Source organism: Chromobacterium sp. HL1, assembly GCF_057418835.1.
Window position 1 is genome coordinate 12,463 of sequence record NZ_CP162399.1, and the last position, 25,246, is coordinate 37,708.

At 65.3% G+C, this 25,246-nt stretch carries 29 protein-coding genes, 1 other RNA gene and 1 riboswitch; of the genes, 24 read left to right on the top strand and 6 right to left on the bottom strand.

The window, feature by feature from the left end; genetic code table 11:
• The first annotated feature begins 111 nt into the window (after positions 1 to 111).
• The 6 genes from rfaE2 (at position 112) to speB (ending at position 5,139) form a co-directional block, all read left to right on the top strand.
• Positions 112 to 612 carry a D-glycero-beta-D-manno-heptose 1-phosphate adenylyltransferase gene (rfaE2, locus tag AB1Z25_RS00050; RefSeq protein WP_235085091.1) on the top strand — a complete coding sequence of 167 codons (501 nt, stop codon included), beginning with the start codon at positions 112 to 114 and terminating at the stop codon, positions 610 to 612.
• On the top strand, positions 609 to 1,574 hold the full coding sequence (locus tag AB1Z25_RS00055; protein WP_227106353.1) for a biotin--[acetyl-CoA-carboxylase] ligase: 966 nt from the start codon (positions 609 to 611) through the stop codon (positions 1,572 to 1,574). The genes rfaE2 and AB1Z25_RS00055 overlap by 4 nt, the downstream gene beginning before the upstream one ends.
• Entirely contained in the window at positions 1,571 to 2,287 is a 717-nt protein-coding gene (locus AB1Z25_RS00060) for a type III pantothenate kinase (RefSeq protein WP_235085089.1), read from the top strand. Before AB1Z25_RS00055 ends, AB1Z25_RS00060 begins: the two co-directional genes overlap by 4 nt.
• The gene (locus AB1Z25_RS00065; protein WP_235085086.1) at positions 2,284 to 3,099 is read left to right on the top strand and encodes an SPOR domain-containing protein; all 816 of its coding nucleotides are present in this window, start codon (positions 2,284 to 2,286) and stop codon (positions 3,097 to 3,099) included. The genes AB1Z25_RS00060 and AB1Z25_RS00065 overlap by 4 nt, the downstream gene beginning before the upstream one ends.
• A 144-nt stretch (positions 3,100 to 3,243) precedes the next feature.
• Positions 3,244 to 4,023, top strand: a complete 780-nt coding sequence (locus tag AB1Z25_RS00070) for a YoaK family protein (RefSeq protein WP_107801143.1) — start codon at positions 3,244 to 3,246, stop codon at positions 4,021 to 4,023.
• Positions 4,024 to 4,173: 150 nt separating this feature from the next.
• Positions 4,174 to 5,139 (top strand): agmatinase, encoded by a 966-nt coding sequence (speB, locus tag AB1Z25_RS00075; protein WP_227106359.1) that lies wholly within the window; start codon positions 4,174 to 4,176, stop codon positions 5,137 to 5,139.
• Between the two features lie 31 nt (positions 5,140 to 5,170).
• Here speB and AB1Z25_RS00080 read toward each other — a convergent pair whose 3' ends face one another.
• From AB1Z25_RS00080 to cobT, 4 genes are all read right to left on the bottom strand, one after another.
• The gene (locus AB1Z25_RS00080; RefSeq protein WP_227106360.1) at positions 5,171 to 5,635 is read right to left on the bottom strand and encodes a GNAT family N-acetyltransferase; all 465 of its coding nucleotides are present in this window, start codon (positions 5,633 to 5,635) and stop codon (positions 5,171 to 5,173) included.
• 89 nt (positions 5,636 to 5,724) lie between these two features.
• Positions 5,725 to 6,453, bottom strand: a complete 729-nt coding sequence (cobS, locus tag AB1Z25_RS00085; protein ID WP_486636348.1) for an adenosylcobinamide-GDP ribazoletransferase — start codon at positions 6,451 to 6,453, stop codon at positions 5,725 to 5,727.
• Positions 6,441 to 7,043, bottom strand: coding sequence for a histidine phosphatase family protein (locus tag AB1Z25_RS00090; RefSeq protein ID WP_107801139.1), 603 nt, complete (start codon positions 7,041 to 7,043; stop codon positions 6,441 to 6,443). Before AB1Z25_RS00090 ends, cobS begins: the two co-directional genes overlap by 13 nt.
• Positions 7,040 to 8,083 carry a nicotinate-nucleotide--dimethylbenzimidazole phosphoribosyltransferase gene (gene cobT / locus AB1Z25_RS00095; RefSeq protein ID WP_486636349.1) on the bottom strand — a complete coding sequence of 348 codons (1,044 nt, stop codon included), beginning with the start codon at positions 8,081 to 8,083 and terminating at the stop codon, positions 7,040 to 7,042. The genes AB1Z25_RS00090 and cobT overlap by 4 nt, the downstream gene beginning before the upstream one ends.
• A gap of 149 nt (positions 8,084 to 8,232) precedes the next feature.
• Positions 8,233 to 8,477: riboswitch (cobalamin riboswitch) on the top strand.
• A 181-nt stretch (positions 8,478 to 8,658) separates the two neighbouring features.
• On the opposite strand from cobT, the gene AB1Z25_RS00100 reads away from it, so the two are divergent.
• The 8 genes from AB1Z25_RS00100 to AB1Z25_RS00135 all read left to right on the top strand — a co-directional run bounded on the left by AB1Z25_RS00100 (position 8,659) and on the right by AB1Z25_RS00135 (position 13,635).
• Positions 8,659 to 10,500: a TonB-dependent receptor domain-containing protein gene (locus AB1Z25_RS00100; protein WP_486636350.1), complete on the top strand. Its 1,842-nt coding sequence runs from the start codon at positions 8,659 to 8,661 to the stop codon at positions 10,498 to 10,500.
• A gap of 18 nt (positions 10,501 to 10,518) precedes the next feature.
• Positions 10,519 to 11,052 carry a bifunctional adenosylcobinamide kinase/adenosylcobinamide-phosphate guanylyltransferase gene (gene cobU / locus AB1Z25_RS00105; protein WP_227106365.1) on the top strand — a complete coding sequence of 178 codons (534 nt, stop codon included), beginning with the start codon at positions 10,519 to 10,521 and terminating at the stop codon, positions 11,050 to 11,052.
• Positions 11,049 to 11,921, top strand: coding sequence for a cobalamin-binding protein (locus AB1Z25_RS00110; protein ID WP_227106366.1), 873 nt, complete (start codon positions 11,049 to 11,051; stop codon positions 11,919 to 11,921). Before cobU ends, AB1Z25_RS00110 begins: the two co-directional genes overlap by 4 nt.
• A 21-nt stretch (positions 11,922 to 11,942) precedes the next feature.
• On the top strand, positions 11,943 to 12,152 hold the full coding sequence (locus AB1Z25_RS00115; RefSeq protein WP_048409989.1) for a hypothetical protein: 210 nt from the start codon (positions 11,943 to 11,945) through the stop codon (positions 12,150 to 12,152).
• Positions 12,149 to 12,460 (top strand): cell division protein ZapA, encoded by a 312-nt coding sequence (locus AB1Z25_RS00120; protein WP_019101793.1) that lies wholly within the window; start codon positions 12,149 to 12,151, stop codon positions 12,458 to 12,460. Before AB1Z25_RS00115 ends, AB1Z25_RS00120 begins: the two co-directional genes overlap by 4 nt.
• A 31-nt stretch (positions 12,461 to 12,491) precedes the next feature.
• Positions 12,492 to 12,675, top strand: a non-coding RNA gene (gene ssrS, locus AB1Z25_RS00125) — 6S RNA.
• A 61-nt stretch (positions 12,676 to 12,736) separates the two neighbouring features.
• Positions 12,737 to 13,312 carry a 5-formyltetrahydrofolate cyclo-ligase gene (locus tag AB1Z25_RS00130; protein WP_253313564.1) on the top strand — a complete coding sequence of 192 codons (576 nt, stop codon included), beginning with the start codon at positions 12,737 to 12,739 and terminating at the stop codon, positions 13,310 to 13,312.
• Positions 13,303 to 13,635 carry a DUF1294 domain-containing protein gene (locus AB1Z25_RS00135; RefSeq protein ID WP_107801133.1) on the top strand — a complete coding sequence of 111 codons (333 nt, stop codon included), beginning with the start codon at positions 13,303 to 13,305 and terminating at the stop codon, positions 13,633 to 13,635. The genes AB1Z25_RS00130 and AB1Z25_RS00135 overlap by 10 nt, the downstream gene beginning before the upstream one ends.
• Here AB1Z25_RS00135 and AB1Z25_RS00140 read toward each other — a convergent pair.
• Positions 13,632 to 13,823: a hypothetical protein gene (locus AB1Z25_RS00140; RefSeq protein WP_235085075.1), complete on the bottom strand. Its 192-nt coding sequence runs from the start codon at positions 13,821 to 13,823 to the stop codon at positions 13,632 to 13,634. The two genes, AB1Z25_RS00135 and AB1Z25_RS00140, sit on opposite strands and share 4 nt — an antisense overlap.
• A 126-nt stretch (positions 13,824 to 13,949) precedes the next feature.
• On the opposite strand from AB1Z25_RS00140, the gene AB1Z25_RS00145 reads away from it, so the two are divergent.
• From AB1Z25_RS00145 to AB1Z25_RS00180, 8 genes are all read left to right on the top strand, one after another.
• Positions 13,950 to 14,414 (top strand): EVE domain-containing protein, encoded by a 465-nt coding sequence (locus AB1Z25_RS00145; RefSeq protein ID WP_486636351.1) that lies wholly within the window; start codon positions 13,950 to 13,952, stop codon positions 14,412 to 14,414.
• Entirely contained in the window at positions 14,408 to 15,217 is an 810-nt protein-coding gene (locus AB1Z25_RS00150; protein ID WP_107801130.1) for a sulfite exporter TauE/SafE family protein, read from the top strand. Before AB1Z25_RS00145 ends, AB1Z25_RS00150 begins: the two co-directional genes overlap by 7 nt.
• A gap of 169 nt (positions 15,218 to 15,386) precedes the next feature.
• On the top strand, positions 15,387 to 16,340 hold the full coding sequence (pip, locus tag AB1Z25_RS00155) for a prolyl aminopeptidase (protein WP_486636352.1): 954 nt from the start codon (positions 15,387 to 15,389) through the stop codon (positions 16,338 to 16,340).
• Between the two features lie 207 nt (positions 16,341 to 16,547).
• Positions 16,548 to 16,937: a hypothetical protein gene (locus tag AB1Z25_RS00160; RefSeq protein WP_486636353.1), complete on the top strand. Its 390-nt coding sequence runs from the start codon at positions 16,548 to 16,550 to the stop codon at positions 16,935 to 16,937.
• Between the two features lie 177 nt (positions 16,938 to 17,114).
• Complete coding sequence (leuS, locus tag AB1Z25_RS00165) at positions 17,115 to 19,733, top strand: leucine--tRNA ligase (protein ID WP_107801127.1); 2,619 nt, start codon at positions 17,115 to 17,117, stop codon at positions 19,731 to 19,733.
• 82 nt (positions 19,734 to 19,815) lie between these two features.
• A complete protein-coding gene (locus AB1Z25_RS00170; protein WP_107801126.1) occupies positions 19,816 to 20,376 on the top strand; it encodes an LPS-assembly lipoprotein LptE in 561 nt (186 codons plus the stop codon).
• The gene (gene holA, locus AB1Z25_RS00175; RefSeq protein ID WP_107801125.1) at positions 20,357 to 21,361 is read left to right on the top strand and encodes a DNA polymerase III subunit delta; all 1,005 of its coding nucleotides are present in this window, start codon (positions 20,357 to 20,359) and stop codon (positions 21,359 to 21,361) included. The genes AB1Z25_RS00170 and holA overlap by 20 nt, the downstream gene beginning before the upstream one ends.
• Before the next feature lie 56 nt (positions 21,362 to 21,417).
• Entirely contained in the window at positions 21,418 to 21,807 is a 390-nt protein-coding gene (locus AB1Z25_RS00180; protein WP_107801124.1) for a YidB family protein, read from the top strand.
• A gap of 258 nt (positions 21,808 to 22,065) precedes the next feature.
• Here the strand turns inward: AB1Z25_RS00180 and AB1Z25_RS00185 are convergent, their stop codons facing one another.
• Positions 22,066 to 22,578 (bottom strand): YcnI family copper-binding membrane protein, encoded by a 513-nt coding sequence (locus tag AB1Z25_RS00185; protein ID WP_227106373.1) that lies wholly within the window; start codon positions 22,576 to 22,578, stop codon positions 22,066 to 22,068.
• Positions 22,579 to 22,785: 207 nt separating this feature from the next.
• Between AB1Z25_RS00185 and AB1Z25_RS00190 the strand changes: the two genes are divergently transcribed.
• Positions 22,786 to 24,792 (top strand): prolyl oligopeptidase family serine peptidase, encoded by a 2,007-nt coding sequence (locus AB1Z25_RS00190; RefSeq protein ID WP_486636354.1) that lies wholly within the window; start codon positions 22,786 to 22,788, stop codon positions 24,790 to 24,792.
• Positions 24,773 to 25,234 (top strand): YiiD C-terminal domain-containing protein, encoded by a 462-nt coding sequence (locus AB1Z25_RS00195; RefSeq protein ID WP_486636355.1) that lies wholly within the window; start codon positions 24,773 to 24,775, stop codon positions 25,232 to 25,234. Before AB1Z25_RS00190 ends, AB1Z25_RS00195 begins: the two co-directional genes overlap by 20 nt.
• The last annotated feature ends 12 nt before the right edge of the window (positions 25,235 to 25,246 follow it).

Genomic DNA, 25,246 nt, shown 5'->3' on the forward strand with positions numbered 1-25,246 from the left:
AGTCCGCGGCTTGGCTAGCGGCAGCGGTGGGGGGGCTGTGGTATCCTTCGCAACTTGATGTCCATGGGGGCGTGGCCGCCCATGGACGATTGCCGAGTTTGAAGGAAGCCGATGTCCTACCCGACACCTTTGTTCGAAAATAAAATCTGCACTCAGGAACAGCTGGCGGACAAGCTGGCGGCCTTGCCGCGCCCCATCGTCTTCACCAATGGCTGCTTCGATATCCTGCACCGCGGGCATGTGACCTATCTCGCGCAGGCGCGCGCCTTGGGCGCCAGCCTGGTGCTGGGTTTGAACACCGACGCCTCGGTGCGCCGCCTGGGCAAGGGCGACGACCGGCCCATCAATCATCAGGACAACCGCGCGGCGGTATTGGCCGCCTTGGAAAGCGTCAGCCTGGTGATCTGTTTCGACGAAGACACCCCGGCGCAGCTGATAGAACAGGTGCGTCCCGATGTGCTGGTCAAGGGCGGCGACTGGACGCCGGACAAGATCGTCGGCAGCGCCGAGACGCTGGCGCGCGGCGGCCAGGTGCACTCCATTCCCTTCCTGTTCGACACCTCCACCACCTCCACCTTGAATAAGATTCGGGCCAGCGAGGCCGGCCGGTGAGCGAACACGCTTTCGCGGTGCTGCGCCGTCTCGCCGACGGCCGTTTCCATTCCGGCGAAGACATCGCCGGCGAACTGGGCTGTTCCCGCACCCTGGTCTGGCAGGCGGTGCACGCCATCCAGCAAGACCTGGGCGTCACCGTATTCAGCGTGCGCGGGCAGGGCTATCGCTTGGAAGCGCCGTTTGAATGGCTGGACGTGTCGGCCATCCGCGACGGCCTGAGCGAGGCGGCGGCGGATACCTTCACGCTGGCGGTGGCGGAGCGCACCGACTCCACCAATTCCCAGCTGCTGGCGCGAGCCGCCAGCGGCGGCCTGCACGGCCTGGTATTGGCGACGGAGCTGCAAACCGCCGGCCGCGGGCGCTTGGGGCGGCGCTGGCAGGCGCGGCTGGGCTCGGGTCTGACGTTCTCCCTGCTGTGGCGCTTCGACCGCGGCCTGTCCCAATTGGCCGGCCTGTCCCTGGCGGTAGGGGTGGCCTTGGCGCGGACGCTGCGGCGGCTGGGCGCGCCGGTGGCCTTGAAGTGGCCGAACGATGTGTTGTTGAACGAGCGCAAGTTGGCCGGCATCCTGATAGAACTGTCCGGCGACGCGCTGGGTCCGACCGCGGTGGTGATCGGCATCGGCATGAATGTGGGCGAACCGGGCGAAGTGGATCAGCCGGTGGCCTGTTTGGCCGAGGCGGGCGTCAAGCTGGCGCGCAGCGCGTTGCTGGCGGAGCTGCTGAACGAACTGCACCGGGTGCTGAGCGATTTCGACCGTCATGGCTTCGTGCCCTTGCGGCAGGAGTGGATGAGCTTGTCCGCGCATCAGGACGCGCCGGTCTGCCTGAGTTTTTCCCATGGCGAGCCGGTGCAGGGCGTGGCGCGCGGCGTGGCCGAGAGCGGCGCCCTGCTGGTGGACACCGCCGACGGCGTGAAGACGTATCACGCCGGCGAGGTCAGTTTGAGGAAACTGGCATGAAGTTGTTGATCGACGCCGGTAATAGCCGGGTCAAATGGGCGGTGCATGATGGCCGTGACTGGCTGGTGCAGGGCGCGGTGGAGCATGGCGACATCGCCAGCCTGGCTGAAGTCTGGCGACAATGGCCGATCACGGCCGCCTGGGGCGCGTCGGTGGCGCGGGCGGAGGCGGCGCAAGCCTTGGAGGCGGCAACGCCCTGTCCCTTGCGATGGGTGCGGGCGGAGGCCGGTTTCGGCGATGTGCGCAACGCCTACCGCAACCCGGCCGAGCAGGGGGCCGACCGCTGGCTGGCGGTGCTGGCCGCGCGGCAACTGCATAGGGACGACTTGATCGTGGCCTGCGCCGGCACCGCGCTGACCGTGGAGGCCTTGACGGCCGAGGGTGATTATCTGGGCGGGCTGATCGTGCCCGGGCTGAAGCTGATGTTGAGCAGCCTGGCGCGCAACACCGCCAATCTGGACCGTTCCGCCGGCGTGGTGACGCCGTTCCCGCAAGGCACGGAAGACGCCTTGGCCAGCGGGGCGGTGTACGCGCTGACCGGCGCGGTGGAAACGCAGCGTCGGCAATTGCAGGCGCATACCGGACGCGCTCCGGTGCGGGTGCTGTTGACCGGCGGCGACGCGGCGCGCTTGGCGCCTTGGCTCGCCGGGCCGGTCGAGATCGTGGATAATCTGGTGTTATTGGGCTTATTAAGAGTGGCCGACGAAAAATGAAGTGGTTTCTAGCCTTGGTCGTGGTGCTGAATTTGCTGGTGGCGATGTATGGCTCGTTCAAACAGCGTCCGCCGGCGGACGTGCGGGCGCAGGAAGTGAGCCCGGAACTGGTCAAGCTGCTGCCGGCCAATTGGAAGCCGAACGCCTCCGCGCCGGCCGCGTCCGCCCCGGCGGCGGAGCCGCTGCGCGAATCTTCCGCGCCCAAAGCGGACAAGCTGGCCGCGGCCAAGCCTAAGGCCCAGGAAGCGTCCGCGCCGAAAACAGCGGCCGCCAAGGCGGAGGTTGCCAAAACGGAGACCGCCAAGCCGGAGCCCAAGGCCGAAACGGCCAAGCCGGCGGAAGCCGCCGCGGCCTGCCTGCAATGGGGGCCGCTGGACGACAAGCTGCTGGCCAGGGTCAAGGGCGGTGTGCCGCAGCTCAAGCTCAAGGCCGGCCAGCTGAGCGAGGCCAGCAAGGAAGAAACCGCCGGCGGCGGGCGCTTCTGGGTCTATTATCCGCCGCTGGCCACCCAAGCGGAGACGTCGACGCTGTCGTCGGAACTGAAGGGTAAGGGCTTTGACAACTACATCGTCAAGAACGACGACTTCAAAGGCCATCTGTCGCTGGGCCTGTTCGGCAAGGAAGACGCGGCCAAGGGTCTGGCCGCGCGGCTGAAGGCGGCCGGCTACGACAAGGCGCTGGTGCAGCAGAAGGGGCAGAAGGCGAGCAAGACCACGCTCAGCTTCAAGACGCTGGACGCGCAGCAGGCCGACAAGCTCAAGGGGCTGCAAAAGCGGCTGACGCCGGGAATCGGCCTGAAATCCTGCGGATGAGACGGATAGTCTTGATCTGACCGCTTGCCAGCGCCGGCGCGGCGATGCACTATCAAGCATCGCCCCAAGCGGGCGCAGGCGCAGGTCTTCATTTCTCCGATGACGGCGGCCTCTGGCCGCCGTTGTTCATTCTGTCAGCAGGATATGTCCAGACGAAGCAACATCACCCGGCTGTTGGACCGGGGCCGTTTCAATGACCGCACCTTGCGGCATTTGGGGTGGTCCATGGCCTTCATCGCCGGCGCGCTCAACGCCGGCGGCTTTCTCGCCGTGCACCGCTACACCTCGCACATGTCCGGCATCGTGTCCGGCATGGCCGACGAGTTCGCGCTGGGCGAGGTGACGCTGGGCCTGTCCTTGCTGGTGATGCTGCTGTGCTTCATCGCCGGCGCCATGCACAGTTCCTGGTTGATCCTGTGGGCGCGCCGGCAGCGTCTGCGCGGCGGTTACGGCGTGTCCATGATGGAAGAGGCCGGCCTGCTGCTGCTGTTTGGCCTGCTGGGGGCCGCGCTGTCCTTGCACAAGGGCTTTTTCACCCCGCTGACCGTGATGTTGCTCTGCTTCATCATGGGCATGCACAACACCATCGTCACCAAGCTGTCCGGCGGCCTGTTGCGCAGCACCCACATGACCGGCATCGCCACCGACATCGGCATCGAGCTGGCCAAGCTCAGCTACTACGGCCGGGAAAGCATGCCCAAGGTCAAGGACGTGCGCGCCAACCGCGTCAAGCTGCGCACCTATCTGCTGATCCTGCTGTCGTTTTTCGGCGGCGGCGTGGTGGGGGCGCTGGGCTTCAAGCATATGGGATACAGCTTCACCCTGCCGCTGGCGCTGCTCTTGTTTCTGCTGGGGCTGCGCCCGGTCTGGTACGACGTGAGACTGCGTTTTCGGCTGTGGCGCATCCAGCTGGAAAGCCATTGATTCGATTGGCTCTTGTGCGTCCGCGCGCATCGCGGCAAACTTCGGGGTTCCGCCCCAAGGGGGGCGGCAGCCTCAAGCCGTCGGCTGTGCAAAATGGACGGTAATCGTCGGGACGCCTGAGCCCGGCGTACTCTCTCGCGGAGAGTATTCATGAGCGAAACCATTTACGGCGACGGCGCGATCCGCCGTCAGGGCCTGTACGGCTCTTCCATTGAAAACACCTATGCCGGCGTGCTGTCCTTCATGCGCCGCAACTATAGCCGAGATCTGACCGGCGCCGACGTGGTGGTGTCCGGCATTCCGCTGGACCTGTCCACCACCTTCCGCTCCGGCGCGCGGCTGGGTCCGCAGGCGATCCGCGCCGCCAGCGTGCAGCTGGCCGAGTTGAGCCCCTTCCCCTGGGGCTTCAACCCCTTCGACGATCTGGCCGTGATCGACTACGGCGATTGCTGGTTCGACGCGCATAATCCGCTGACCATCAAGCCCTCCATCATCGAGCACGCGCGCACCATCCTGGCCTCCGGCGCCAAGATGCTGACCTTCGGCGGCGACCATTTCATCACCTACCCGCTGCTGATCGCGCACGCGGAGAAATACGGCAAGCCGCTGGCGCTGCTGCATTTCGACGCGCACTGCGACACCTGGCCGGACGACGAGCCGGACAGCCTGAACCACGGCACCATGTTCTACAAGGCGGTGAAGGATGGCCTGATCGATCCGAAGAAGTCGGTGCAAGTGGGCATCCGCACCTGGAACGACGACTTCATGGGCATGAATGTGCTGGACGCGCCCTGGGTGCACGACAACGGCGTGGACGCCACCATCGCGCGCATCAAGGAAGTGATCGGCGACAGCCCGGTCTACCTGACCTTCGACATCGACTGTCTGGACCCGGCCTTCGCGCCGGGCACCGGCACCCCGGTGCCGGGCGGCCTCAGCAGCGCTCAGGCTTTGAAGATCGTCCGCAATCTGGGCGATCTGAACATCGTCGGCATGGACGTGGTGGAAGTAGCGCCCGCGTACGACAATAGCGAGGTGACCGCCCTTGCCGCCGCGCATCTGGCCTGTGACATGCTGTGCCTGATGCGCAATAAGAAGCTGGCCGGCACGCTTTAAATCGTTGACGCATGCAAGAACGCCGCTCTCATCAAGCGGCGTTTTTATTTGCGCGGAACCAGGACCAGGCGCGCGCCGGCTGCGCCGCCGGCTCGCGCCGCAGCTCCATATAGCGTTCGCCGTCGCGCAGTTCGGCAAAGCCCAGCCGGCGGTAGAACGGGCGCGCGTCGCGGGACACCAGCAGAAAGCGCCGCAGCTGCTGCAGCTCGGGGTGGGCCAGCGCCGCCTCCATCAAGGCGCGGCCGACGCCGAGGCGACGGGCCTCGGCCAGCACGAACACATCGGACAAATAGGCGAAGCTGGCGTAGTCGGTGACGATGCGGGCAAAGCCCAGTTGCCGTTGTCCGCGGTAGGCGCCGAACACCAGCGAGTGCGCTATGGCCTTGTCCAGCTGCTCCGGCGTCAGGCCTTGCGCCCAATGGGTTTGAGACAGGAAGCGCTGAATCATGTCGCGGTCCAGCCGGCCGCGCTCGCAGCTGATCTCCAGATGGGCCATGGCGGCTCCGTGCGATGACGACGCCGCCAGTATCCGCGCTCGGCATCACCGCCGGATGACGGGGAGATGGCGGTATCGTTGCAGCGTTGCTAGAGCGCCGGCCAGCGGACCGCCAAAAGCAGCAAGAGGCCGATTTCGCACAACTCAATGCCCGCGCCCAGGCAGTCCCCGGTCATGCCGCCCAGCTTGCGCAGCAGGAAGCGCCGCCAGGCCAGCGCCGCCAAAGGCGCCAGCAGCAATGCCGGGGCCAGCCAGGCCGACAACACCGCCAGCAGCGCCGCGTTGACCGCCAGGCTGGGGCCGTGCCGCCGCCAGGCGAAGCGCTCGCCGCTGCCGGGCGCGATCGCCGGCAGGCTGGCCGACCAGTACACCGCGAAACAGCGGCACCAGGCGGGGATCAGCAGCAGGCCCCAGGGCGGCGCCGGCTGTTTGGCCAGCAACATCAGCAAGACCAGCTTGGCGACGATGGCCAGGATCAGCGCCAGCGCGCCGAAGCTGCCGACGTGAGGATCTTTCAGCACCTCGAAGAAACGTTCGCGCGAACGGTGGGCGGCGCCCAGCGCGTCGGCGAGATCGCCCAAGCCGTCCAGATGCAGGCCGCCGGTGACCCAGGTCCACATCAAGAGCGCCAGCAGCGCCGCCAGCCAAGGATCGCTCAGGCGGCCCAGGGTCAGCGCCGCCAGCAATAGCGCGCCGACGATCAAGCCCACCGCGGCGAACCAGCGAGCGCTGTCGGCCAACCACTCGGGCTTGAACTCGCGCAGCTGCGGCGTGGGCAGGCGGGTCAGGAACTGCAGCGCCAGAATCAGTCCGCGCACGGTGCTTCCAGCCGCATCAAATAGGCCGGGTGCCCGTCCAGGATGGATAATTGGGCAAAGCCGCCGCGCTGCACCGTCATCAGCTTGGCCACCGCAAAATCGGCGCCCAGCAACTCCGCCAGCAAGGTGGTGATGACGCCGCCGTGGGTGACCAGCACGCGGTGGCTGCCGCTGGCCGTGGTCATCCACTCGGACAGGCCGGCCAGCACTCGGGTGCGGAAGCCATCGTAAGCTTCGCCGCCCGGCGGCGTCAGCTCCCCGGCCGCCAGTTTGGCGCGCCAGTCCGGATAGCGCTGCGCCAGCACCTGCACGTCCATGCCGTCCCAGTCGCCAAAGTCCATTTCCGCGAAGCGCGGGTCCACTTTCAGCGTCAGCGAGCCGTGCAGAGCGTGCTGGACCGCGAACTCGCGGCAACGCTGCAAAGGCGAGCTGGCCATCGCCGTCACCGGCGCCAGCGCGCAAATGCGCTGCCAGCTTTGCGCCATCTGAATGTGTCCGGTGGCGTTCAGCGGCAGATCGCAACTGCCGATCAAGCGGCCCTCATGATCGATTTCGCCGTGACGCAACAGGGTCAGGGTATAGGGGTTCATTCCGCTTTTCCGGTGATGCCCGCCTCGGCGAAGGTGGCCATCTCGTTGTGCAGGCGGATGGCCATTTGCAGCAAGGGCACGCACAAGGCAGCGCCGGATCCCTCGCCCAGATGCATGCCCAGGTCCAGCACCGGCTCCAGCTTCAGCGCGTGCAGCGCCAGCAGGTGGCCGGTTTCTTCCGAGCGGTGGCTGGCCAGCAGCCAATCTCCCGCGCGCGGCTCCAGCGCCAGCGCGCAGAGCGCGGCGGCGCTGGAAATGAAGCCGTCCACCAGCGCCGGCGCGCCTTGCGCGGCGCTTTCCAGATAGAAGCCGGCCATGGCGGCGATTTCCAGGCCGCCCAGCTCGGCCAGGATGTCCAACGCGGACAAATCGCGCTCGGCGACGCGGGCCAGCGCGGTGCGCACCATTTGGCGCTTGGTGTCCAGGCCGGCCTCGTCCAGGCCGGTACCGCGGCCGACGATGCGCTCCGGCGGCAAGTCCGCCAGCCGGCAGATCAGCGCGGCGGACGCGGTGGTGTTGCCGATGCCCATGTCGCCGGCGATCAGCAAATTGGCGCCGCCGTCCAGCGCGCGGCGCGCGGCCAGGCGGCCCACTTCCAGCGCGGCCTCCGCCTGTGCCGGCGTCATTGCGGCCTCCCTGGCCAGATTGCCGGTGCCGGCCCGCACTTTGGCGTGGACGATGGGCAGCGCGGAGACGTCGCTGAGCACGCCGGCGTCCACCACCTCCAGCCTGGCATCCAGGCTTTGCGCCAACACGCAGATGGCCGCGCCGCCATTGGCGAAATTGCGCACCATTTCGCCGGTCACCACCGAGGGATAGGCGGACACGCCTTCCGCCGTCACGCCGTGATCGCCGGCGAACACCGTGATCGCCGGCCGCAGCGCGTCCGGGCAGACCTTGCCCTGCCAGGCGGCGAAGCGGCAGGCCAGCTCTTCCAGCCTGCCCAGGCTGCCCGCCGGCTTGGTGAGTGTGGCCTGGCGGGCACGGGCGGCCTGGTAGGCGGCGAAATCGGGTGAGCGAAAGGTATCGATGAATGTCATGAGATGGCCAACTCCAGCCTGGATGAGAGAGTGATTCAGCGGCGACTTTAAGCGATAGCCCGCCACCGGGGCAACCCGCAGCCGGTGGACGATTTGATCCTAACTAAACATATTTCTTTTGGCGCCATCCTGTCGGGATGCTCTCCGGTATAATCCGGAACCTAGCAGGTGTCCGCGGCTCAAGCGCCGCGGATGAAACGGGAAGCCGGTGCAAGACCGGCGCTGCCCCCGCAACGGTAAGGCCTGGCGTGTGAAGCTGTTCAACCGAGTCGCGCTCGACGCGCGAGACGTTGAACCTCAACGCCCAGGCGATGCAACGGCCACTGTCCATCGGATGGGAAGGCGCATCGCCGCAAGGCCGAGCCCGGAGACCGGCCTGCTGGCATGCGCGATCATGGAAACCACACTCGCGCCCGCCCAATGGCCGCCCGGAAGGCGGCCGCACTGGAGTATCGCGGGGAGGCGATCCGACAGACGGCCCGGCGTCCTGCCGCGGCGTCCCCCTTTTCATGCCTTCTTCGCACTCTTCCTAACCATGCCGCCCTGGCGGCCAGATTCGATGTGGAGTGTGTTTCATGTTCAAACCCCAACAATGCGCCTTGCTGGTCTCGCTGGCCTGCGCCGGCCAGGCCTATGCCGCCAATGTGCCCGAGTTCGCCGGGGATCCGGTAGTGGTGACTGCTACGCGCCAGCCGCAGGAAATTTCCAAGACCTTGTCCGATGTGAGTGTGATTACGCGTGAGCAGATTGAGCAATCAGCGGCAACCAGCTTACCTCAGTTGCTGTCGCGTCAAGGTGGCCTGGAAATTGTCAGTACGGGAACGCGTGGTGCACCGTCCAGTATTTTCATGCGTGGAGCCAACGCCAATCAGACGGTGGTGTTAGTGGACGGCGTGCGTATCGTCTCGGCTACAACAGGCACCAGCGCAGTGGAGAACATTCCTCTCGAACAGATCGAGAGAGTGGAGATTTTGAGAGGGTCTGGTTCCAGTCTATATGGCGCGGATGCGATTGGTGGTGTGATCCAGATTTTTACTCGTGAAGGCAAAGGTAGTCCCAAGTTGAATGCCAGCTTTGGTGTGGGCGACCATGGCCTGATGAAGGCCGGGGCAGGGATCAGCGGTAAAGTTGAGAATACGGCGTTCAGCCTGAATTTGAACCATGAAATGAACGAAGGTATTTCCGCGACGAATCGGGACAGTTCAAACTACAATCCGGATCGAGATCCGTATCGCAACCTTTCATATAGCGCTAACGTTACCCAAACACTGTTGCCGGGGCATGAACTGACAGTGCGTGCTTTTCAAACCTTTAGCAAACTTGATTTCGACCAATCGTCTGTGGGCGAAGATTTGCAGAAAAACAGGCAAAACGGCTTTACGATTCAATCAAAAAACGCGTTGACTGATCATTGGTCCAGCACTTTGCGTTTCAGTCATACCGTTGATCGTCAAGAGACGTGGGTTGCCAGTGATATGGTTAACCGTAGCAGCTTGATAGAAACTCGTCAGAATGAATGGTTCTGGCAGAATGATATCAAGACAGGCATAGGCACTTTCTTGGCTGGCGCGGTGCATACTCAGCAGAATGTTGACGGTCAATCTACTTATTTGCCGAATGGGTACTCGGTGACTCAACGCACCAATAATGCCGGATTTGTAGGCTACTCCGGGGAGTTCGGCCATAATTTGGTGCAGGCAAACCTACGCAATGATAGGGACTCCCAGTTTGGAGGTAAGACGACAGGACAGCTGGCCTATGGTTATCGCTTCAGCGATGAGTTGACTGCGCGTGCCAGCTATGGAACGGCATACAAGGCGCCAACCTTCAATGACTTGTATTGGCCCAACTATGGCAACCCGTCATTGCAGCCTGAAACCTCGCGTAATATCGAGCTGGGCTTGAAGTGGCTTGGTAAAGGCCGCCGCTTGGAACTGTCCTGGTTTGATAATCGAATTGAAAACCTGATTGTTTATCAGAAAGACCACTCCCTCAATCGTGATGCCCATAATAGGGGCGTCACTTTGTCCGGCGCTGCTACATATGGTGCGTGGGATCTTAGCGGTTCGGCTACCTACCAGGATCCGATTGATGAGAGCAGCCATTTACAGTTGCAACGTCGTGCGCGTGCCTTTGCTCAACTGAGTGCCGCCTATGACTGGGGTAAGGCGATCACAGGGGTTGAATGGCAGGCTAGCGCCAAGCGTCCGGATGTTGACTACCGGCCTTATCCCAATGTTCCAGTCACGCTGGGCGGTTATTCATTGACCAATCTGTTCGCCAACTACCGTTTAGCCAAGGAATGGACGGCAATGATGCGTCTGACCAATGTCTTCGAGAAACGCTACACCACGGCTTATGGCTACAACACCAGTGGTTTAGGTGGTTATCTCGGCGTCACCTACCAGGCGCAGTAAAAGTGTAGAGGTGTAACCATGCTCCACCTGATCACCGGCGGCGCGCGCAGCGGCAAGAGCCGCTACGCCGAAACCCTGGCCTTGGCCCACCCGGGTCCGGTCTGCTATCTGGCGACGGCCGAGCTGCGCGGCGGCGACGCCGAGTTCGCCGCTCGCGTCGAACACCATCGTCGACGGCGTCCGGCGGCGTGGTCGCAAGCGGAGGCCGGCCGCGGCTTGGCCGCCGAGCTGCTGCGTCGCGACGCGGCGGGCGGCCTGCTTTTGGTCGACTGCCTGGGCATGTGGCTGATGCGCTTTTTCAACGAGGACGGCGGTTTCGACACCGCCGGTTTCGAACAGGAACGCGCCGCGCTGCTGGCGGCATTGGAACAGGCCCGAGGCGAGGTGCTGCTGGTCAGCAATGAAATCGGCTGGGGCGTGGTGTCGGCCAATGCCCAGACCCGATGCTTCGTCGACGAGCTGGGGCGGGTGAATCAAGCGGTGGCGGAGGTCTGCCAGCGGGTGACGCTGGTGGCCTGCGGCTTGCCGCTGGTGTTGAAAGGCGAGATATGAGACGGTTGCCGGTTCTGGCCTTGCTGCTGGGCGCGCTGCCGGCTTTGGCGGCGGTCAGCGCCCAGGACGGCGGCGGCCAGACCATCACGCTGGCGCAGCCGGCGCAAAGGATTCTGACCCTGGTGCCGCACGCCACGGAAATGCTGTACGCGGTGGGCGCCGGCGACAAGCTGGTGGCCACGGTGGAACATAGCGACCATCCGGACGCCGCCAAGCGTTTGCCGCGGGTGGGCAGCTTCACCGGCTTCAGCCTGGAGGCGGTGATGCGGCAGCGGCCGGATCTGGTGGTGGCCTGGCGCGACGGCGGCGCGCCGCGCGAACTGGAGCGCTTGCGCGGCCTGGGCATTCCCGTCTATCTGAGTCACCCTTTGCAGCCGGACGACGTGGCCAAGGAAATGCTGGCCTTGGGGCGGCTGGCGGGCGTGGACGCCGCGGCCGGCAAGGCGGCCGCGAGCTATCGCCAGCGCCTGGCCGAGTTGCGCCGGCGTTACGGCGCGCGCGCGCCGGTGCGGGTGTTCTATCAGGTTAGCCAAACGCCCATTTTCACCGTCAGCGATCAAAGCTTCATGGGGCCGCTGATCAGCTTATGCGGCGGCGTCAACGTGTTTGGCGATGTCCGGCAGCCGGCGCCGCAAGTGTCCGCCGCCACCGTGGTGGCCGCGCGTCCGCAGGCCATTCTGGCCGGCGACGAGGCCAGCCTGCGGATGTGGCGTCGTTGGCAGACGCTGCCGGCGGTTGCCAAAGACGCCTTGTTCGCCTTGCCGGGCGACGCCATGGTCGTGCCCGGCCCGCGGCTGGTGGACGGCGCGGCGGCCCTGTGTCTCGCGCTGGACACAGCGCGGCAGCGGCTGGGTTTGACGGCCAAGTAAGCGCCGGCTATCCTCGCCGCCATGGACAAGGAACTGGAATATCTCGAGTCGCGGGTGACGGCGTTGGTGGCGCGCATTCGCGAACTTGAAACACAAAACGGCCGTTTTGCCGAAGCGCTGTCCGAAGCGCTGCGCGACAATGCGGAGCTGAACTTCAGAGTGAACGAAACCCGCGCGCGGGTGGCGGCTCTGGTCGAGCGCCTGCCCAAGGCGTCGGAGGATGCGGAATGAGCGACGTGGCTCAGGTTGAAATCGAACTGCTGGGACGTTCCTTCACCATCGGCACCCCGGCGGAAGAAAAGGAAACGCTGCAAGAGGCGGTGCGTCTGCTGGCCGGCAAGATCGAAATGATCCAGCAGCACGGCAAGGTGATGGACGCCGACAAGATCGCCATCATGGCCGCCTTGAACATCGCCCACGATTTGTTGAAGACAAAAGTGGGAGAGGGCTTGGAGATGGCGGCGTTTCAGCGTAAAATACGCAGTATGAGCGAAGCAGCCGACCAGGCGCTCCGCGAAAGCCAGCAAGCGCTGTTTTAAACCGCAGCCCGCTGGCGAACACCAAGGTCAGTACCCCCTGCGGTGTTTGTGAAGGCACACAATTCCTTTGTACCAATGCGTTCGCTTCAGGCTGCCAGCGTGAGTCATGGGCGTGCCGCGTCCTCTAGAGGATGCGCCCGAAATGACTGGCAGGCGGCCCTCCCTGGAAACAGGGTACAAGCGAATTTTGCCCGAACGACACTCGCGGGGGCTCCCCCCTCTGCCATGACCGCACCCTCTCTTGTTTCCGATCCGTTTCCCGTCGACAAGCCCGCATTGCGCAGGAAAATTCGCCGCGCGCGTCAGGCCCTGAGCGCTTCTTACCGTTTGCAGGCGATGCGGGCGATCGCGCGTCACGCCTCGCGGCTGCTCAAGCGCGGCAAGCGCGTGGGCGCTTATCTGGCCGCCGGTTCGGAGCTGGATCTGGAAATCCTGATGAGCGCAGCGCTGTGGCGCGGCGCGGAAGTCTATCTGCCGCAGATTCCGCGGCGCGGCCGCCGGCTGTGGTTCAGCCGTCTGGGCGCGGCTGACCGCTGGTATCTGCATCCGCGCTACCGGATCGCCGAATACGATGGCCCGGCGCTGCGCGCCGAACGGCTGGATGTGTTGTTCGTGCCGCTGCTGGCCATCGACGACGAGGGCTATCGTATGGGGCAGGGCGGCGGCTTCTACGACACCACGCTGGCCTTCCGCCAGCGCGCGCGCTTGTTCGGCAAGCCCTTGCTGGTGGGCGTGGCCTACGATTGCCAGCGCGTCGAGCGCGTGCCGCGCGAGCCCTGGGACGTCCGGCTGGATTATTTGCTGACCGAATCCGGTTTGCGCCGGCTGCCTTTGAGCCCCCTATGCCGATAGCCATCGTCTTCCTGGCCGTTTTGCCGGCCTTGGCCCTGCTGGGGCGGCTGGAGTGGGCGGTGGCGTGGCTGTATCTGAGCTTGAGTCTGCTCTGCTTCATTCTGTACTGGCGCGACAAGCGGGCGGCGGAGCGCGGCGGGCCGCGCACGCCGGAAGCCCGGCTGCTGTGGCTGGGTGTGCTATGCGGCTGGCCCGGCGGCCTGATGGCACGCCGGCTGTTTCGCCACAAAACCGTCAAGCAGCCGTTCCGGCTGCTGTTCTGGTGCGGCGCGGCGCTGAATCTGGCCTTGCTGGGCGGCTGGCTGTATCTGCGTGCGGCTTAGCGCCAGGGGCGGCGGCCGTAGTCGCCGTAATAGCCGTAGACGGGCGTCACCACGACGGGCGCCGGGCGCACCACCACCGGCGCGGGTCTGACGACTACCGGCGCCGCCCGGGGCGGCACCACCACGCAGGCGCTCAAGGCACCGCTCAGCAACAGGCCCATCACCAGCTGTTTTTCATGCGTTTTCATGGTCTTCCCTTTCCATATCACTTCAGAACCCCCTTTCGGGGCGGTGAAGACAGCCTAAGCCGCAATCTTTCCAGTAAGATTGAGCAAGCGTTAACCCTTTCCCTGACTGATTAACAGACATTGCCCATGCGATACTGGCTGATGAAGTCCGAACCGGACGATACCTCGATCGACGATCTCGCCGCCGAGCCCGAACGCTTGTTCGAGTGGACCGGCGTGCGCAATTACCAGGCGCGCAACTTCATGCGCGACGGCATGAAAGAGGGGGACCGGCTGCTGTTCTGGCACTCGTCCTGCCCGGAGCCGGGCGTGGCCGGCCTGGCGGAAATCGCCGCTGCCGCGCATCCGGACTCCAGCCAGTTCGACCCGGAAAGCCCTTACTACGACCCCAAGTCCTCTCCCGACGCGCCGCGCTGGCTGGCGGTGGACGTGCGTTTCCTGCGCAAGACCCGGTTGCTGTCCCCGGCCGAGCTGCGCCGACACCCGCCGCTGGCGGAGATGACGGTGCTCAAGCGCGGCAACCGGCTGTCCATCACCCCGCTGAGCGAGGACGAATGGCGCTATATCACTGAACAGCTGCTGGCATGCTGAGCGTGCCGCTGATTTTGGCGCTGCTGGCCTGCGGCGCGGTGGCCGGCTTTCTGGCCGGCCTGCTCGGCGTCGGCGGCGGCCTGGTCATCGTGCCCGTGGTGTTGGGGGTCTTGTCCGCCGCGCATCTGGGCGGCGACCATGCTCAGCATCTGGCGGTGGGCACCTCGCTGGCGGTAATGGTGTTCACCAGCCTGTCCAGCGTGCGCGCTCATCACAAAAAGGGCGCGGTGGACTGGCGCATTGTGCGGGCGATGGCGCCGGCGATGGTGGTCGGCACCTTGCTGGGCAGCCTGATCGCCGGCGCGATTTCCGGGCTGGCGTTGAAATGGTTCTTCGTCGGCTACGCCTACCTGGTCGCCGTGCAGATGTTCTTCAATCTCAAGCCGCAAGCCAGCCGCGGAATGCCGGGCCAGGCCGGGCAGTGGGGCGCCGGCGGCGCGATAGGCATGATTTCCAGTTGGGTGGGCATAGGCGGCGGTTCCATGAGCGTGCCTTATATGAGTTGGTGCAATGTGCCGGTGCACACCGCCATCGCCACCAGCGCGGCCTTGGGCTGGCCCATCGCCGTGTCCGGCGCCGTCGGCTATCTCTACAGCGGCTGGAGCGTTGCCGGCTTGCCGGCAGGCGCCTTGGGTTTTATCTATCTGCCGGCGATGCTGGCGCTGATGCTGATGACGGTGCTGATGGCGCCGCTGGGCGCGCGCGCCGCGCACAAGCTGCCGGTGGCCCGTTTGAAGCAGGTGTTCGCCGCCTTGATGGCGACGATGGCCAGTGAGATGTTGTATAGCCTGCTGCGCGGCTAATAATCCTGTTCATAGTCTGCTGCGCTTCGGCGATACGGCGTTAAAAACCAGCTCAAAATGCTCAGTACCCCTCGTACATTCCGCTTTTTCGCTAATTTTCGCCTTGTCTCGCTCTGGCTCGCGGGACTTTGAACAGGCTCTAAGAAACCGAACTTTTGATGGAGAAGCCATGCTGTATCCGCCGATAGAACCGTTTGCCAGCGGCATGCTGCCGCTGGACGGCTTGCATTCCATGTATTGGGAGCAGTGCGGCCAGCCGCAGGGGTATCCGGTCCTCTATCTGCACGGCGGCCCCGGAGACGGCTGCGTGCCGGCCTGCCGCCAGTTGTTCGATCCCAGTTTTTACCGCGCGGTGCTGTTCGATCAGCGCGGCAGCGGCCGCTCCTCGCCGCGCGGCGAGCTGCGCGACAACAGCACCGCCCATCTGGTGGCGGACATCGAGCGGCTGCGCGAGCAACTGGGCATAGAGCGCTGGCTGGTGTTCGGCGGCTCCTGGGGCAGCACGCTGGCGCTGGCTTACGCCCAGGCGTATCCGGAACGCGTCAGCGGCCTGATTCTGCGCGGCATTTTCCTGGGCGAGCGCCGCGAGATCGACTGGTTTCTGCACGGCATGGGTCAGTTCTTTCCCGAGGAGTGGCAACGCTTCGTCGCGCCCATCCCGGAGGCGGAGCGCGGCGACTTGCTGGCCGCCTATTACCGGCGGCTGACCGACCCGGACCCGGCGGTGCACCTGCCGGCCTGCCGCGCCTGGGGACGTTACGAGGGCGCTTGCGTCGCGCTGCGCCCCAATGCCGACGCCGCTGAGCGCGCCGGCAGCGAATACGTGGCCTTGTCGCTGGCGCGGCTGGAGGCCCATTACTTCGTCAACCGCGTGTTTTTGCCGGAAGGCGCGCTGCTGGACGGGCTGGCGCGCATCCGCCACATTCCCGCCGCCATCGTGCAAGGCCGTTACGACGTGGTCTGCCCGCCCTCCACCGCGCTGAGGCTGGCCCAGGCCTGGCCGCAGGCCCACTACGAACTGGTGGAAGCCGCCGGCCACTCTGTGTGGGAGCCGGGCATACTCGAGGCGCTGCTGCGGCAACTGGAGCGCTTCCGCGACGCCCATCTGGCCGGCCGGGTCTAAGAACGTGTTTACGATCTCGCGAGCGAAGGCGAGACAAGGCGAAAACGCTTGAAGAAGCGGAATGCACAGGTGGCGCATGAGCATCCTGAAAGCGTTTTCAACGCCGTATCGCCGAAGCGCGGCAGACTTTGAATCGCTTCTAAGCCCGCGCAACTATTTGGCGCGTGGGCCGGTCGAATCTGGTTTTCGACAAGGAAAGACTGGCAATTGAAAACCATCGTTCTCTGCGCCGCGGCCTTACTGGCCGGAATGCCCGCCTCCGCCTCCGCCTATAGCGACGAGACGCGCTTCCCCTTTGCCGGCCAGCCCGGCGAACTGCCGCTGGAAGTGGTGTTGCGCTTCGCCAAGAACCGGCTGGGCGAAGACGGCCAGTTCGAATACCGCAGCCTGAAAGTGATACAGACCAGCCCGCCGGAAGCCTTCGACAAGGCCAGCATCGCGCTGCTGCGCGAAGGCCTGATGGACGACAGCGTCAAGGGCATGCGCCAGCGCTTCCAGCTCTCCCGCGAAGGCAATGTCTGGACCATACGCTCGGTGAAGGAGGATTTCTCCTGCTGGCGCGGCCGCAAAGGCTGGGGCGTCAAGCCCTGCCCTTGACGGCGACGGGTCAAGGAGCCGGCCAAGCATTTGTTTTTTTGGGGTCTTATCGCGGAAGCGAAGACGCCGTTATAATGGGGGCAACCTTTTTGCGGACGGGCTATCCGGAGCGGAGCGCATCACTGGCGCCTCCGGGCAGCCCGCCTTTTGTATTTCAGAGTCCAGATAAAGATCGCCATGCAAGAACAATACAGCCCGCGCGCGGTGGAAGCCGCCGCCCAGCAGAAATGGCAGAAGACTGCCGCTTTCAAAGCCGTGGAAGACGCGTCGCGTCCCAAATACTACGCGCTGTCGATGTTCCCCTATCCGTCCGGCAAGCTGCACATGGGCCATGTGCGCAACTACACCATCACCGACGTGCTGGCCCGCTTCAAGCGTCTGCAAGGCTTCAACGTGCTGCAGCCCATGGGTTGGGACGCCTTCGGCTTGCCGGCCGAGAACGCCGCGATGAAAAACGGCGGCGCGCCGGCGGCCTGGACCTACGCCAACATCGAATACATGAAGCAGCAGCTGGACAGCCTGGGCTTTGCGCTGGACTGGGAACGCGAGCTGGCCACCTGCAAGCCGGACTACTACCGCTGGGAACAGTGGCTGTTCACCCGTTTGTTTGAAAAAGGCGTGATCTACAAGAAAAACGGCGTGGTCAACTGGGACCCGGTGGATCAGACCGTGCTGGCCAACGAGCAAGTGGTGGACGGCCGCGGCTGGCGTTCCGGCGCGCTGGTGGAAAAGCGCGAAATCCCGATGTACTACTTCCGCATCACCGACTACGCCGAGCAGCTGCTGGCGGATCTGGACAAGCTGGACGGCTGGCCGGAACAGGTCAAGACCATGCAGCGCAACTGGATAGGCAAGAGCTTCGGCTCCGACGTGGCCTTCGCCTACGACGAAGCCAGCATCGGCCACGCCGGCCAGCTCAAGGTCTACACCACCCGTCCCGACACCCTGATGGGCGCCACCTATGTGGCGGTGGCCGCCGAACATCCGCTGGCCAGCCAGGCCGCGGCCGGCAACGCCGAGCTGCAAGCCTTCATCGCCGAATGCAAGGCCGGCTCCGTGGCCGAGGCCGACGTGGCCAAGATGGAAAAGAAGGGCATGGACACCGGCCTGTTCGTCGTTCATCCGCTGACCGGCGCCAAGCTGCCGGTATGGGTGGCCAACTACGTGCTGTGGGGTTACGGCGAAGGCGCGGTGATGGCGGTGCCGGCGCATGACGAGCGCGATTTCGAGTTCGCCAACAAATACCGCTTGCCGATCCAGCAGGTCTACGCGCCGGCCAGCGGCGAAGACAACTTCGACGCCGCCGCCTGGCAGGATTGGTACGCCGCCAAGGACGACAGCATCCGCACCGTGGGCAGCGGCAAATACGACGGCCTGAACTTCGCCGCCGCCTTCGACGCCATCGTCGGCGATCTGGAAGCCAAGGCCTCCGGCCAGAAGAAAACCCAATACCGCCTGCGCGACTGGGGCATTTCCCGCCAGCGCTACTGGGGCTGCCCTATCCCCATCATCCACTGCCAGAGCTGCGGCGACGTGCCGGTGCCGGAAAAAGACCTGCCGGTGACGCTGCCGGAGAACGTGATTCCGGACGGCGCCGGCTCCCCGCTGGCCAAGATGCCGGAATTCTACGAAACCAGCTGCCCGAAATGCGGCGGCGCGGCCAAGCGCGAAACCGACACCATGGACACCTTCGTCGAGTCCAGCTGGTACTACGCGCGCTACGCCTCGCCCAAGTGCGACACCGCGATGGTGGACAAGAAGGCGGCCGACTACTGGCTGCAAGTGGACCAATACGTGGGCGGCATCGAACACGCCATCCTGCACCTGCTGTACGCGCGCTTCTTCCACAAGCTGATGCGCGACGAGGGCCTGGTGTCCAGCGACGAGCCGTTCAAGAGCCTGCTGACCCAGGGCATGGTGGTGTGCGAAACCTTCTATCGCGAACTGCCCAACGGCGCCACCGACTGGATCGCGCCGCAGGACGTGGTGCTGGAGCGCGACGCCAAGGGCAAGATCGTGGCCGCCAAGCATCGCGTGGACGGCCTGCCGGTCGTGGTGGGCGGCATCGAGAAAATGTCCAAGTCCAAGAACAACGGCGTGGACCCGCAGGAATTCATTGAAAACTACGGCGCGGACACCGCCCGTCTGTTCATGATGTTCGCCGCGCCGCCGGAGCAGAGCCTGGAATGGTCGGACGCCGGCGTGGAAGGCGCGTTCCGCTTCCTCAAGCGCTTGTGGAAGGCGGCGAACGAGCATGTCGCAACCGGCCTGGCGCCGGCTTACAGCGGCGGCGAACTGAGCGCCGGCCTGAAAGACCTGCGCTTCAAGCTGCACGCCACCATCCAGAAAGTGGCCGACGACTACGGCCGCCGCCAGCAATTCAACACCGCCATCGCCGCGGTGATGGAACTGCTGAACACCTACGACAAGACCGACACCTCCGGCGACGCCGGCCGCGCCGTGGCGCAGGAAACGCTGGAAGCCGTGACCCTGTTGCTGTCCCCCATCGTGCCGCATATCTGCGACGCGTTGTGGAACGCCTTGCGTCCGGGCAGCGAATTGCTGCAACAGGCTTGGCCGAAAGTGGACGAGAGCGCGCTGATCAAGAGCGAGATCGAACTGATGGTGCAAGTGGGCGGCAAGCTGCGCGGCAGCGTCACCGTGGCCGCCGACGCGGCCAAGGACGCGATCGAGGCGGCGGCGCTGGCGCATGAAAACGTGCAGAAGTTCATGGAAGGCAAACCGGCCAAGAAAATCATCGTGGTGCCGGGCCGCCTGGTCAACATCGTGGTGTAAACCGGCGTGGCTTAGGCTCCGGGTCGCGGATCGCGCCCCGGGCCGGGCCAGGCAAGCATTGTTTCCCGATAAGGAATCGCGAATGAGACTTTCCCTGCAATGGCTGTGGCTGGCGCTGCTGGCCCTTACGCTGAGCGCCTGCGGCTTCCACCTGCGCGGCCTGGGCGGCCCGATGAAGCCGCTGCCGTTCGCCTCGATGTATTTCGACGGCGGCAACACCGCGGTGGCCGGCGACGTGCGCACCGTGCTGGCGCGCGACCCGCGTCTGCAAGTGCTGGGCAATCCCAAGCAGGCCGAGGCGGTGGTGACCATCCTCAGCGAAAATCAGTCCAAGGACATCCTGACCCTGAACGTGGGCGGCAAGATCAACGAGTACCAGCTGACTTACACCGCCGTGGTGCGCACCGTGCTGTTCGGCGTGCCGGTGGAGCCGGACATGACGGTGGTCGTGCGCCGCAGCATGAACTACTCCGACAGCGCCATCCTCGGCAAGGAGCAGGAAGAAGCGCTGATCTGGGCCGACGCCCGCCGCGACGCGGCCGAGCAGATCGTGCGCCGGCTGGCCTATCTGAAAAAGCCGGCCGCCGCGCCGCTGACCGGCCCGCAAAGCCTGAAGCCCGCCGATGCCCAGCCTAAGCCCTGACGCGCTGATCGCGGCGCTGGGCAAGGGCCTGGCGCCGCTTTACCTGATCCACGGCGAGGAAGCGCTGCTGGCGCTGGAAGCCGCCGACGCGCTGCGCCAGGCGGCGCGCGAGCAAGGCTATCAGGAGCGCGAAGTGCTGACGGTGGAGGCCGGTTTCGATTGGTCGCAATTGCGCGACGCGATGAGCAGCGTCTCGCTGTTCGCCGAGCGCAAGCTGCTGGAAATCCGCATTCCCAACGGCAAACCCGGCACCGAAGGCGCGGAAGCGCTGCAACAGCTGGCGGCGCAGCCGCCGCAGGACACGGTGACCTTGATCACCCTGCCCAAGCTGGAGCGCGCGCAGCAGCAGTCCAAATGGTTCCAGGCGCTGGAAAAGCTGGCGGTGACGGCGGAGGCCCGCCTGGTGGGGCGCGCCGAGCTGCCCGGCTGGATCACGCGCCGGCTCAAGGCCCAGGGCCAGGTGCTGGGCGGCGAGGCGCTGGCCTTCTTCGTTGATCGCGTGGAGGGCAATCTGCTGGCCGCGCGCCAGGAAGTGGACAAGCTGGCCTTGCTGTATCCGGCCGGCGAACTGACGCTGGAGCAATTGCGCGCCGCGGTGGCCAATGTGGCCCGCTTCGACGTGTTCCATCTGTCCGAATCCTGGCTGGCCGGCGACGTGCCGCGGGTGCTGCGCATGCTGGACGGCCTGATGGCCGAAGGCGAGGCGCCGGTGCTGGTGTTGTGGTCGCTGACTGAAGACGTGCGCATGTTGCTGCGTCTGCGCCAGGGCCTGAAGGATGGGCGCAACGCGCGCGACATGGCGCGCGAACTGCGTTTGTGGGGCGACAAGCAGCGTCTGGCCGAACCGGCCTTGCGCCGCATCGGCCCGCGCAAGCTGATGACCGCGCTGGACGAATGCGCGCGCATAGACCGTCAGATCAAGGGCGTGGAAGTCGGCGACCCCTGGCAGACCATGCGCGGGCTGGCGGGCCTGCTGGCCGCTTGATCCGGCGGGACATTCACCAAGATTCGCGCCCCGTGCGCGGCAAACAGGAGAGCACCATGGCTTTATTCGATACCTTGAGCGGTTTGCTGTCCGGCGGCGCGGAAGGCGGCGCCGGCGAAGCCCTGCAAAGCTTGTTGCAACAACAAGGCGGCTTGTCCGGACTGCTGGAACAGTTCCAGCAAGGCGGTCTGGGCGAGCTGGTGTCGTCCTGGGTGGGGCAGGGCGGGAATCTGCCTGTGTCCGCCGAGCAGATCCAGCAAGTATTGGGCGGCGATCAACTCGCCGGCATCGCGGAAAAAGTGGGCCTGGACCAGGGGCAAGTGTCGCAATTGGTGGCCGAACATCTGCCCGGCCTGGTGGACAAGCTGACCCCCAACGGCCAGCTGCCGCAGGGCGATGATTTGCTGTCCCAGGGCGCGGATCTGCTCAAAGGCTTATTCCGCTGATCCCACCCATCCATGCAACAACGCCGGCCGCGAGAGACTCGCCGCCGGCGTTTTTCATGCCTTTGGCCGGCCCGCTTGCAAGCGGGATCAGGCCGGCGCAAGGAATCCGTTCCGAGAACGTGTTTACGATCTCGCGCGCTAGGGCGAGACAAGGCGAAAACCGCTGAAGAAGCGGAATGTACATAAGGCACATGAGCGTTTCCAAGGTGCACTCACCGAGCCACGTTCCACGACGCGCAGCAGATCGTAAATAGATTCTTAATGATGATGACCGGCCGCGCCGGCGGTCACCGTCAGCTCCGCCGCCGGGCTTTTCAAGTCATGGGCGTCCTGGCCGGGGGCCGGAATGTCCGCCCAATTGGTTTCGCCCTGTTCGCACAGCTGTTTCACCTTGAAGTAGAGCTTGCCCGGCTGGGCGGCGATCTTGGCCTGGAATACGAACTCATCGTAGAAATTGGACGGCAGCTTGCCGCCCTTCCAGGTGATGCGGCTCACATCCTCGCTCACCTTGCGGCCGTAATTGTCGAAAGGCTTGACCGCGCTCTTGCTCACCTCCACTTCCCAGCCGGCTTTCGGCATCGGCTGCGCCAGACGCACGCCCTCCGGCATTTCCACGCTGATGGCGGTGGTGGGGCTGCCGTTGCAGCCATGGCCGATTTTCAGCACGCCCTTGTAATAGCCGCCGCTGGCGGCGGTGGGCGTTTCCAGGGTGACGTGGGCGAGGGCGGAGCCGGAAGCGGCCAGCAAGGCCAGCAGGGCGATCTTTTTCATCGTAGCTCTTTGCGGATCAGGGTTAGCGCGCGTGTCGGCCATTGGCGGCGACAAATGCGAATGAGGATTAGCCGCATCAGTTTAGCGCCTGCTCATCCCCCTAGCATGCGACAAAGTGTCGCAGAGTCGGCATGAGAATAATGCAAATTGCGATGGCTTTGTCATGGCCGCTATACTGGTCGCCCGCCCAATGGTTCAGGAGTCGTCATGATGGTCCGTGCCTTATCCACCGCAGCGTTGATGATGTTGTCCACTCATGACTGTGCCGCCGGCGGCTACAGCGGCCTTGGCGCCGCCAGCGTCAGCGCGGAGGAGGTGGCGCGCTACCGCGCCGCGCCCTTGCCGGCGGAGCTGAGCCGCAAAGTGCAGAATATGCTGGACCTGCGCGCGCCCGGCGCCGGCGTGCTGTCCCCGGACGGCAAGGCCTTGTATTTCAGCTGGCGCGTCACCGGCGTGCCGCAGGTCTGGAGGCTGGACGGTCCGCAACGCTTTCCGGTGCAGCTTACCGGCGGCGAAGACGCCACCCTGATCCAGGACGTCAGTCCGGACGGGCGCTGGCTGGTGCTCAGCCGCGACCGCAAGGGCGAGGAAAATCCCGGCCTCTATCTGCAAGCCGCCGCCGGCGGCGCGCTGCGCGAAGTCCAGCACAAGCCCGGCGTGCAGACCCAGTTCCAGTTTCTCAGCAAGGACGGCCAATGGCTGTACTACCGCAGCAACGACGAGCGGGCCGACAGCTACACCCTGTATCGCTATCGGCTGGCCGACGGCCGCCGCGAGCGTCTGTTCGGCGAGCGCGGCGCCTGGAGCATCGCCGACCACCGCGACGACGGCCGTCTATTGCTGCAAAAGACGCTGAGCAACGCCAGCGCGGAATTCTATTTATGGACGCCGGACGGCAAAGCCTTGCAGCCGCTGCTGGGCCAGGGCGAGGCCGTCGACTATCGGATGGACTTCGGCCTGCGCGACGGCGAATACCTGGTGCGCAGCAATAAGTTCGGCGAATACCACCGTCTTTATCTGTGGAGCGCCGGCGTTTTCCAGGCGCTGACGCCGGAAGCGCGCGGCGACGTGGAAAACCTCAACATTGACCATGAGCGGGGCCGCATCTACTACACGCTGAGCCAGGATGGTTACGGCAAGGCCTTGGCGCTGGACGGCCGCCGCGGCTATCGCGCGCTGAAGCTGCCGGCCTTCCCCGGTGCGGCCCAGGTCAACGTCGTCAACCTCAGCCGCGACGGCCGCTATGTCAACTTCAGCGTGGAAACCGACACCGCGCCGGCCAGCAGTCATGTTTGGGACAGCAAGCGCGGCAAACTCAGCCAGTGGCTGTTGCCGTCCGCGCCGGAACTGGATACCCAGGGCTTCGCCAAGGTCAGCCTGGAAAGCTACCCGGCGCGCGACGGCACGCCGATTCCGATGTTCGTGCGCCGGCCGACGCGCTGCGCGGCCACGCCCTGCCCGGTGGTGGTCCACTTTCACGGCGGGCCGGAGAGCCAGAGCCGGGCCGGCTTCTTGCCGCAGGCCCAGTTATTCGTCGACGCCGGCTTCATCTATGTGCAGCCCAATGTGCGCGGCTCCGTCGGCTACGGCAAGAGCTGGCTGGACAGCGACAACGGTCCGCGCCGGCTGCAAGTGCTGTCCGATATCGAAGACGCCGCGCGCCATATCCGCAGCCAGTGGGGCGCGGACGGCGTGGCGCCCAAGATCGGCGTGATGGGCGGCAGCTACGGCGGCTATTCCACGCTGGCGGCGATGACCATCTTCGCCGGCGCCTACGACGCCGGCGTGTCCAATGTCGGCATCGCCAATCTGGTCAGCTTCCTGCAAAACACCGCGCCCTACCGCCGCGCGCTGCGCGCCGCCGAATACGGCGACCTGGAGCGCGACCGCGCCGCGCTGGAGCAATTGTCGCCCATCAATCACATCGACAAGCTGCGCGATCCGCTGCTGATCATCCAGGGCGTCAGCGACCCGCGGGTGCCGGTGGGCGAGGCGCTGCAAATGTACCGCGCGATGGCCGGCAAGGGCGTGGACGGCGGCCTGATCCTGTTCCCGGACGAAGGCCACGGCGCGGCCAAACGGGAAAACCAGGTGCTGCAACTGGGCCATAGCCTGTGGTTTTTCCAGCGCCACCTCTTGGGGCAGAATGAGGGCGGCGGCGCCAAAGCCGGGCGCGCCGAATCGGGAGAACAACATGAGTCCACAGGCGCTTGAAGACTACCTCCATCAACACATCCCGCTGTCCGCCGCGATGGCGGTCCGCGTGGCCGAGGCCAGCGGCGAGCGCGTGATCCTGAGCGCGCCGCTGGCGCCCAATATCAACCACCGCGCCACCGTGTTCGGCGGCAGCGCCTCGGCGGTGGCCATCCTCGCCGCCTGGTGCCTGGTGTTCATGCGCTTGCGCGAGCGCGGCCTGGCCGGCCGCGTCATCATTCACGGCAACGACATGCGCTACGACAAGCCCATCGTCGCCGACTTCCTCGCCCGCGCCGCCGCGCCGGATGAAGCCGCCTGGGACAAGCTGGAGCGGGCTTTGCGGCGCGGACGCATGGGGCGCTTGCGGCTTGCCGTGGCGCTGGAGTGCGGCGGCGAAGCGGTGGGCGGCCTGAACGGCGAGTTCGTGGTGCTGCCAGGCGAAGGAGATTCCCAGCACTGAAGCCCCCCGGCG

Bases quoted from the DNA above. Each gene is read 5' to 3' on its own strand.
- speB (WP_227106359.1), top strand. From the start codon at position 4,174: ATGAGCGAAACCATTTACGGCGACGGCGCGATCCGCCGTCAGGGCCTG.
- AB1Z25_RS00195 (WP_486636355.1), top strand. From the start codon at position 24,773: ATGAGTCCACAGGCGCTTGAAGACTACCTCCATCAACACATCCCGCTG.
- AB1Z25_RS00115 (WP_048409989.1), top strand. From the start codon at position 11,943: ATGGACAAGGAACTGGAATATCTCGAGTCGCGGGTGACGGCGTTGGTG.
- AB1Z25_RS00110 (WP_227106366.1), top strand. From the start codon at position 11,049: ATGAGACGGTTGCCGGTTCTGGCCTTGCTGCTGGGCGCGCTGCCGGCT.
- AB1Z25_RS00135 (WP_107801133.1), top strand. From the start codon at position 13,303: ATGCCGATAGCCATCGTCTTCCTGGCCGTTTTGCCGGCCTTGGCCCTG.
- leuS (WP_107801127.1), top strand. From the start codon at position 17,115: ATGCAAGAACAATACAGCCCGCGCGCGGTGGAAGCCGCCGCCCAGCAG.
- AB1Z25_RS00065 (WP_235085086.1), top strand. From the start codon at position 2,284: ATGAAGTGGTTTCTAGCCTTGGTCGTGGTGCTGAATTTGCTGGTGGCG.
- AB1Z25_RS00180 (WP_107801124.1), top strand. From the start codon at position 21,418: ATGGCTTTATTCGATACCTTGAGCGGTTTGCTGTCCGGCGGCGCGGAA.
- pip (WP_486636352.1), top strand. From the start codon at position 15,387: ATGCTGTATCCGCCGATAGAACCGTTTGCCAGCGGCATGCTGCCGCTG.
- holA (WP_107801125.1), top strand. From the start codon at position 20,357: ATGCCCAGCCTAAGCCCTGACGCGCTGATCGCGGCGCTGGGCAAGGGC.
- AB1Z25_RS00070 (WP_107801143.1), top strand. From the start codon at position 3,244: ATGTCCAGACGAAGCAACATCACCCGGCTGTTGGACCGGGGCCGTTTC.
- cobU (WP_227106365.1), top strand. From the start codon at position 10,519: ATGCTCCACCTGATCACCGGCGGCGCGCGCAGCGGCAAGAGCCGCTAC.
- AB1Z25_RS00090 (WP_107801139.1), bottom strand. From the start codon at position 7,043: ATGAACCCCTATACCCTGACCCTGTTGCGTCACGGCGAAATCGATCAT.
- AB1Z25_RS00170 (WP_107801126.1), top strand. From the start codon at position 19,816: ATGAGACTTTCCCTGCAATGGCTGTGGCTGGCGCTGCTGGCCCTTACG.
- AB1Z25_RS00080 (WP_227106360.1), bottom strand. From the start codon at position 5,635: ATGGCCCATCTGGAGATCAGCTGCGAGCGCGGCCGGCTGGACCGCGAC.
- cobT (WP_486636349.1), bottom strand. From the start codon at position 8,083: ATGACATTCATCGATACCTTTCGCTCACCCGATTTCGCCGCCTACCAG.
- AB1Z25_RS00060 (WP_235085089.1), top strand. From the start codon at position 1,571: ATGAAGTTGTTGATCGACGCCGGTAATAGCCGGGTCAAATGGGCGGTG.
- AB1Z25_RS00185 (WP_227106373.1), bottom strand. From the start codon at position 22,578: ATGAAAAAGATCGCCCTGCTGGCCTTGCTGGCCGCTTCCGGCTCCGCC.
- rfaE2 (WP_235085091.1), top strand. From the start codon at position 112: ATGTCCTACCCGACACCTTTGTTCGAAAATAAAATCTGCACTCAGGAA.
- AB1Z25_RS00145 (WP_486636351.1), top strand. From the start codon at position 13,950: ATGCGATACTGGCTGATGAAGTCCGAACCGGACGATACCTCGATCGAC.
- AB1Z25_RS00150 (WP_107801130.1), top strand. From the start codon at position 14,408: ATGCTGAGCGTGCCGCTGATTTTGGCGCTGCTGGCCTGCGGCGCGGTG.
- AB1Z25_RS00190 (WP_486636354.1), top strand. From the start codon at position 22,786: ATGATGGTCCGTGCCTTATCCACCGCAGCGTTGATGATGTTGTCCACT.
- AB1Z25_RS00100 (WP_486636350.1), top strand. From the start codon at position 8,659: ATGTTCAAACCCCAACAATGCGCCTTGCTGGTCTCGCTGGCCTGCGCC.
- AB1Z25_RS00120 (WP_019101793.1), top strand. From the start codon at position 12,149: ATGAGCGACGTGGCTCAGGTTGAAATCGAACTGCTGGGACGTTCCTTC.
- AB1Z25_RS00140 (WP_235085075.1), bottom strand. From the start codon at position 13,823: ATGAAAACGCATGAAAAACAGCTGGTGATGGGCCTGTTGCTGAGCGGT.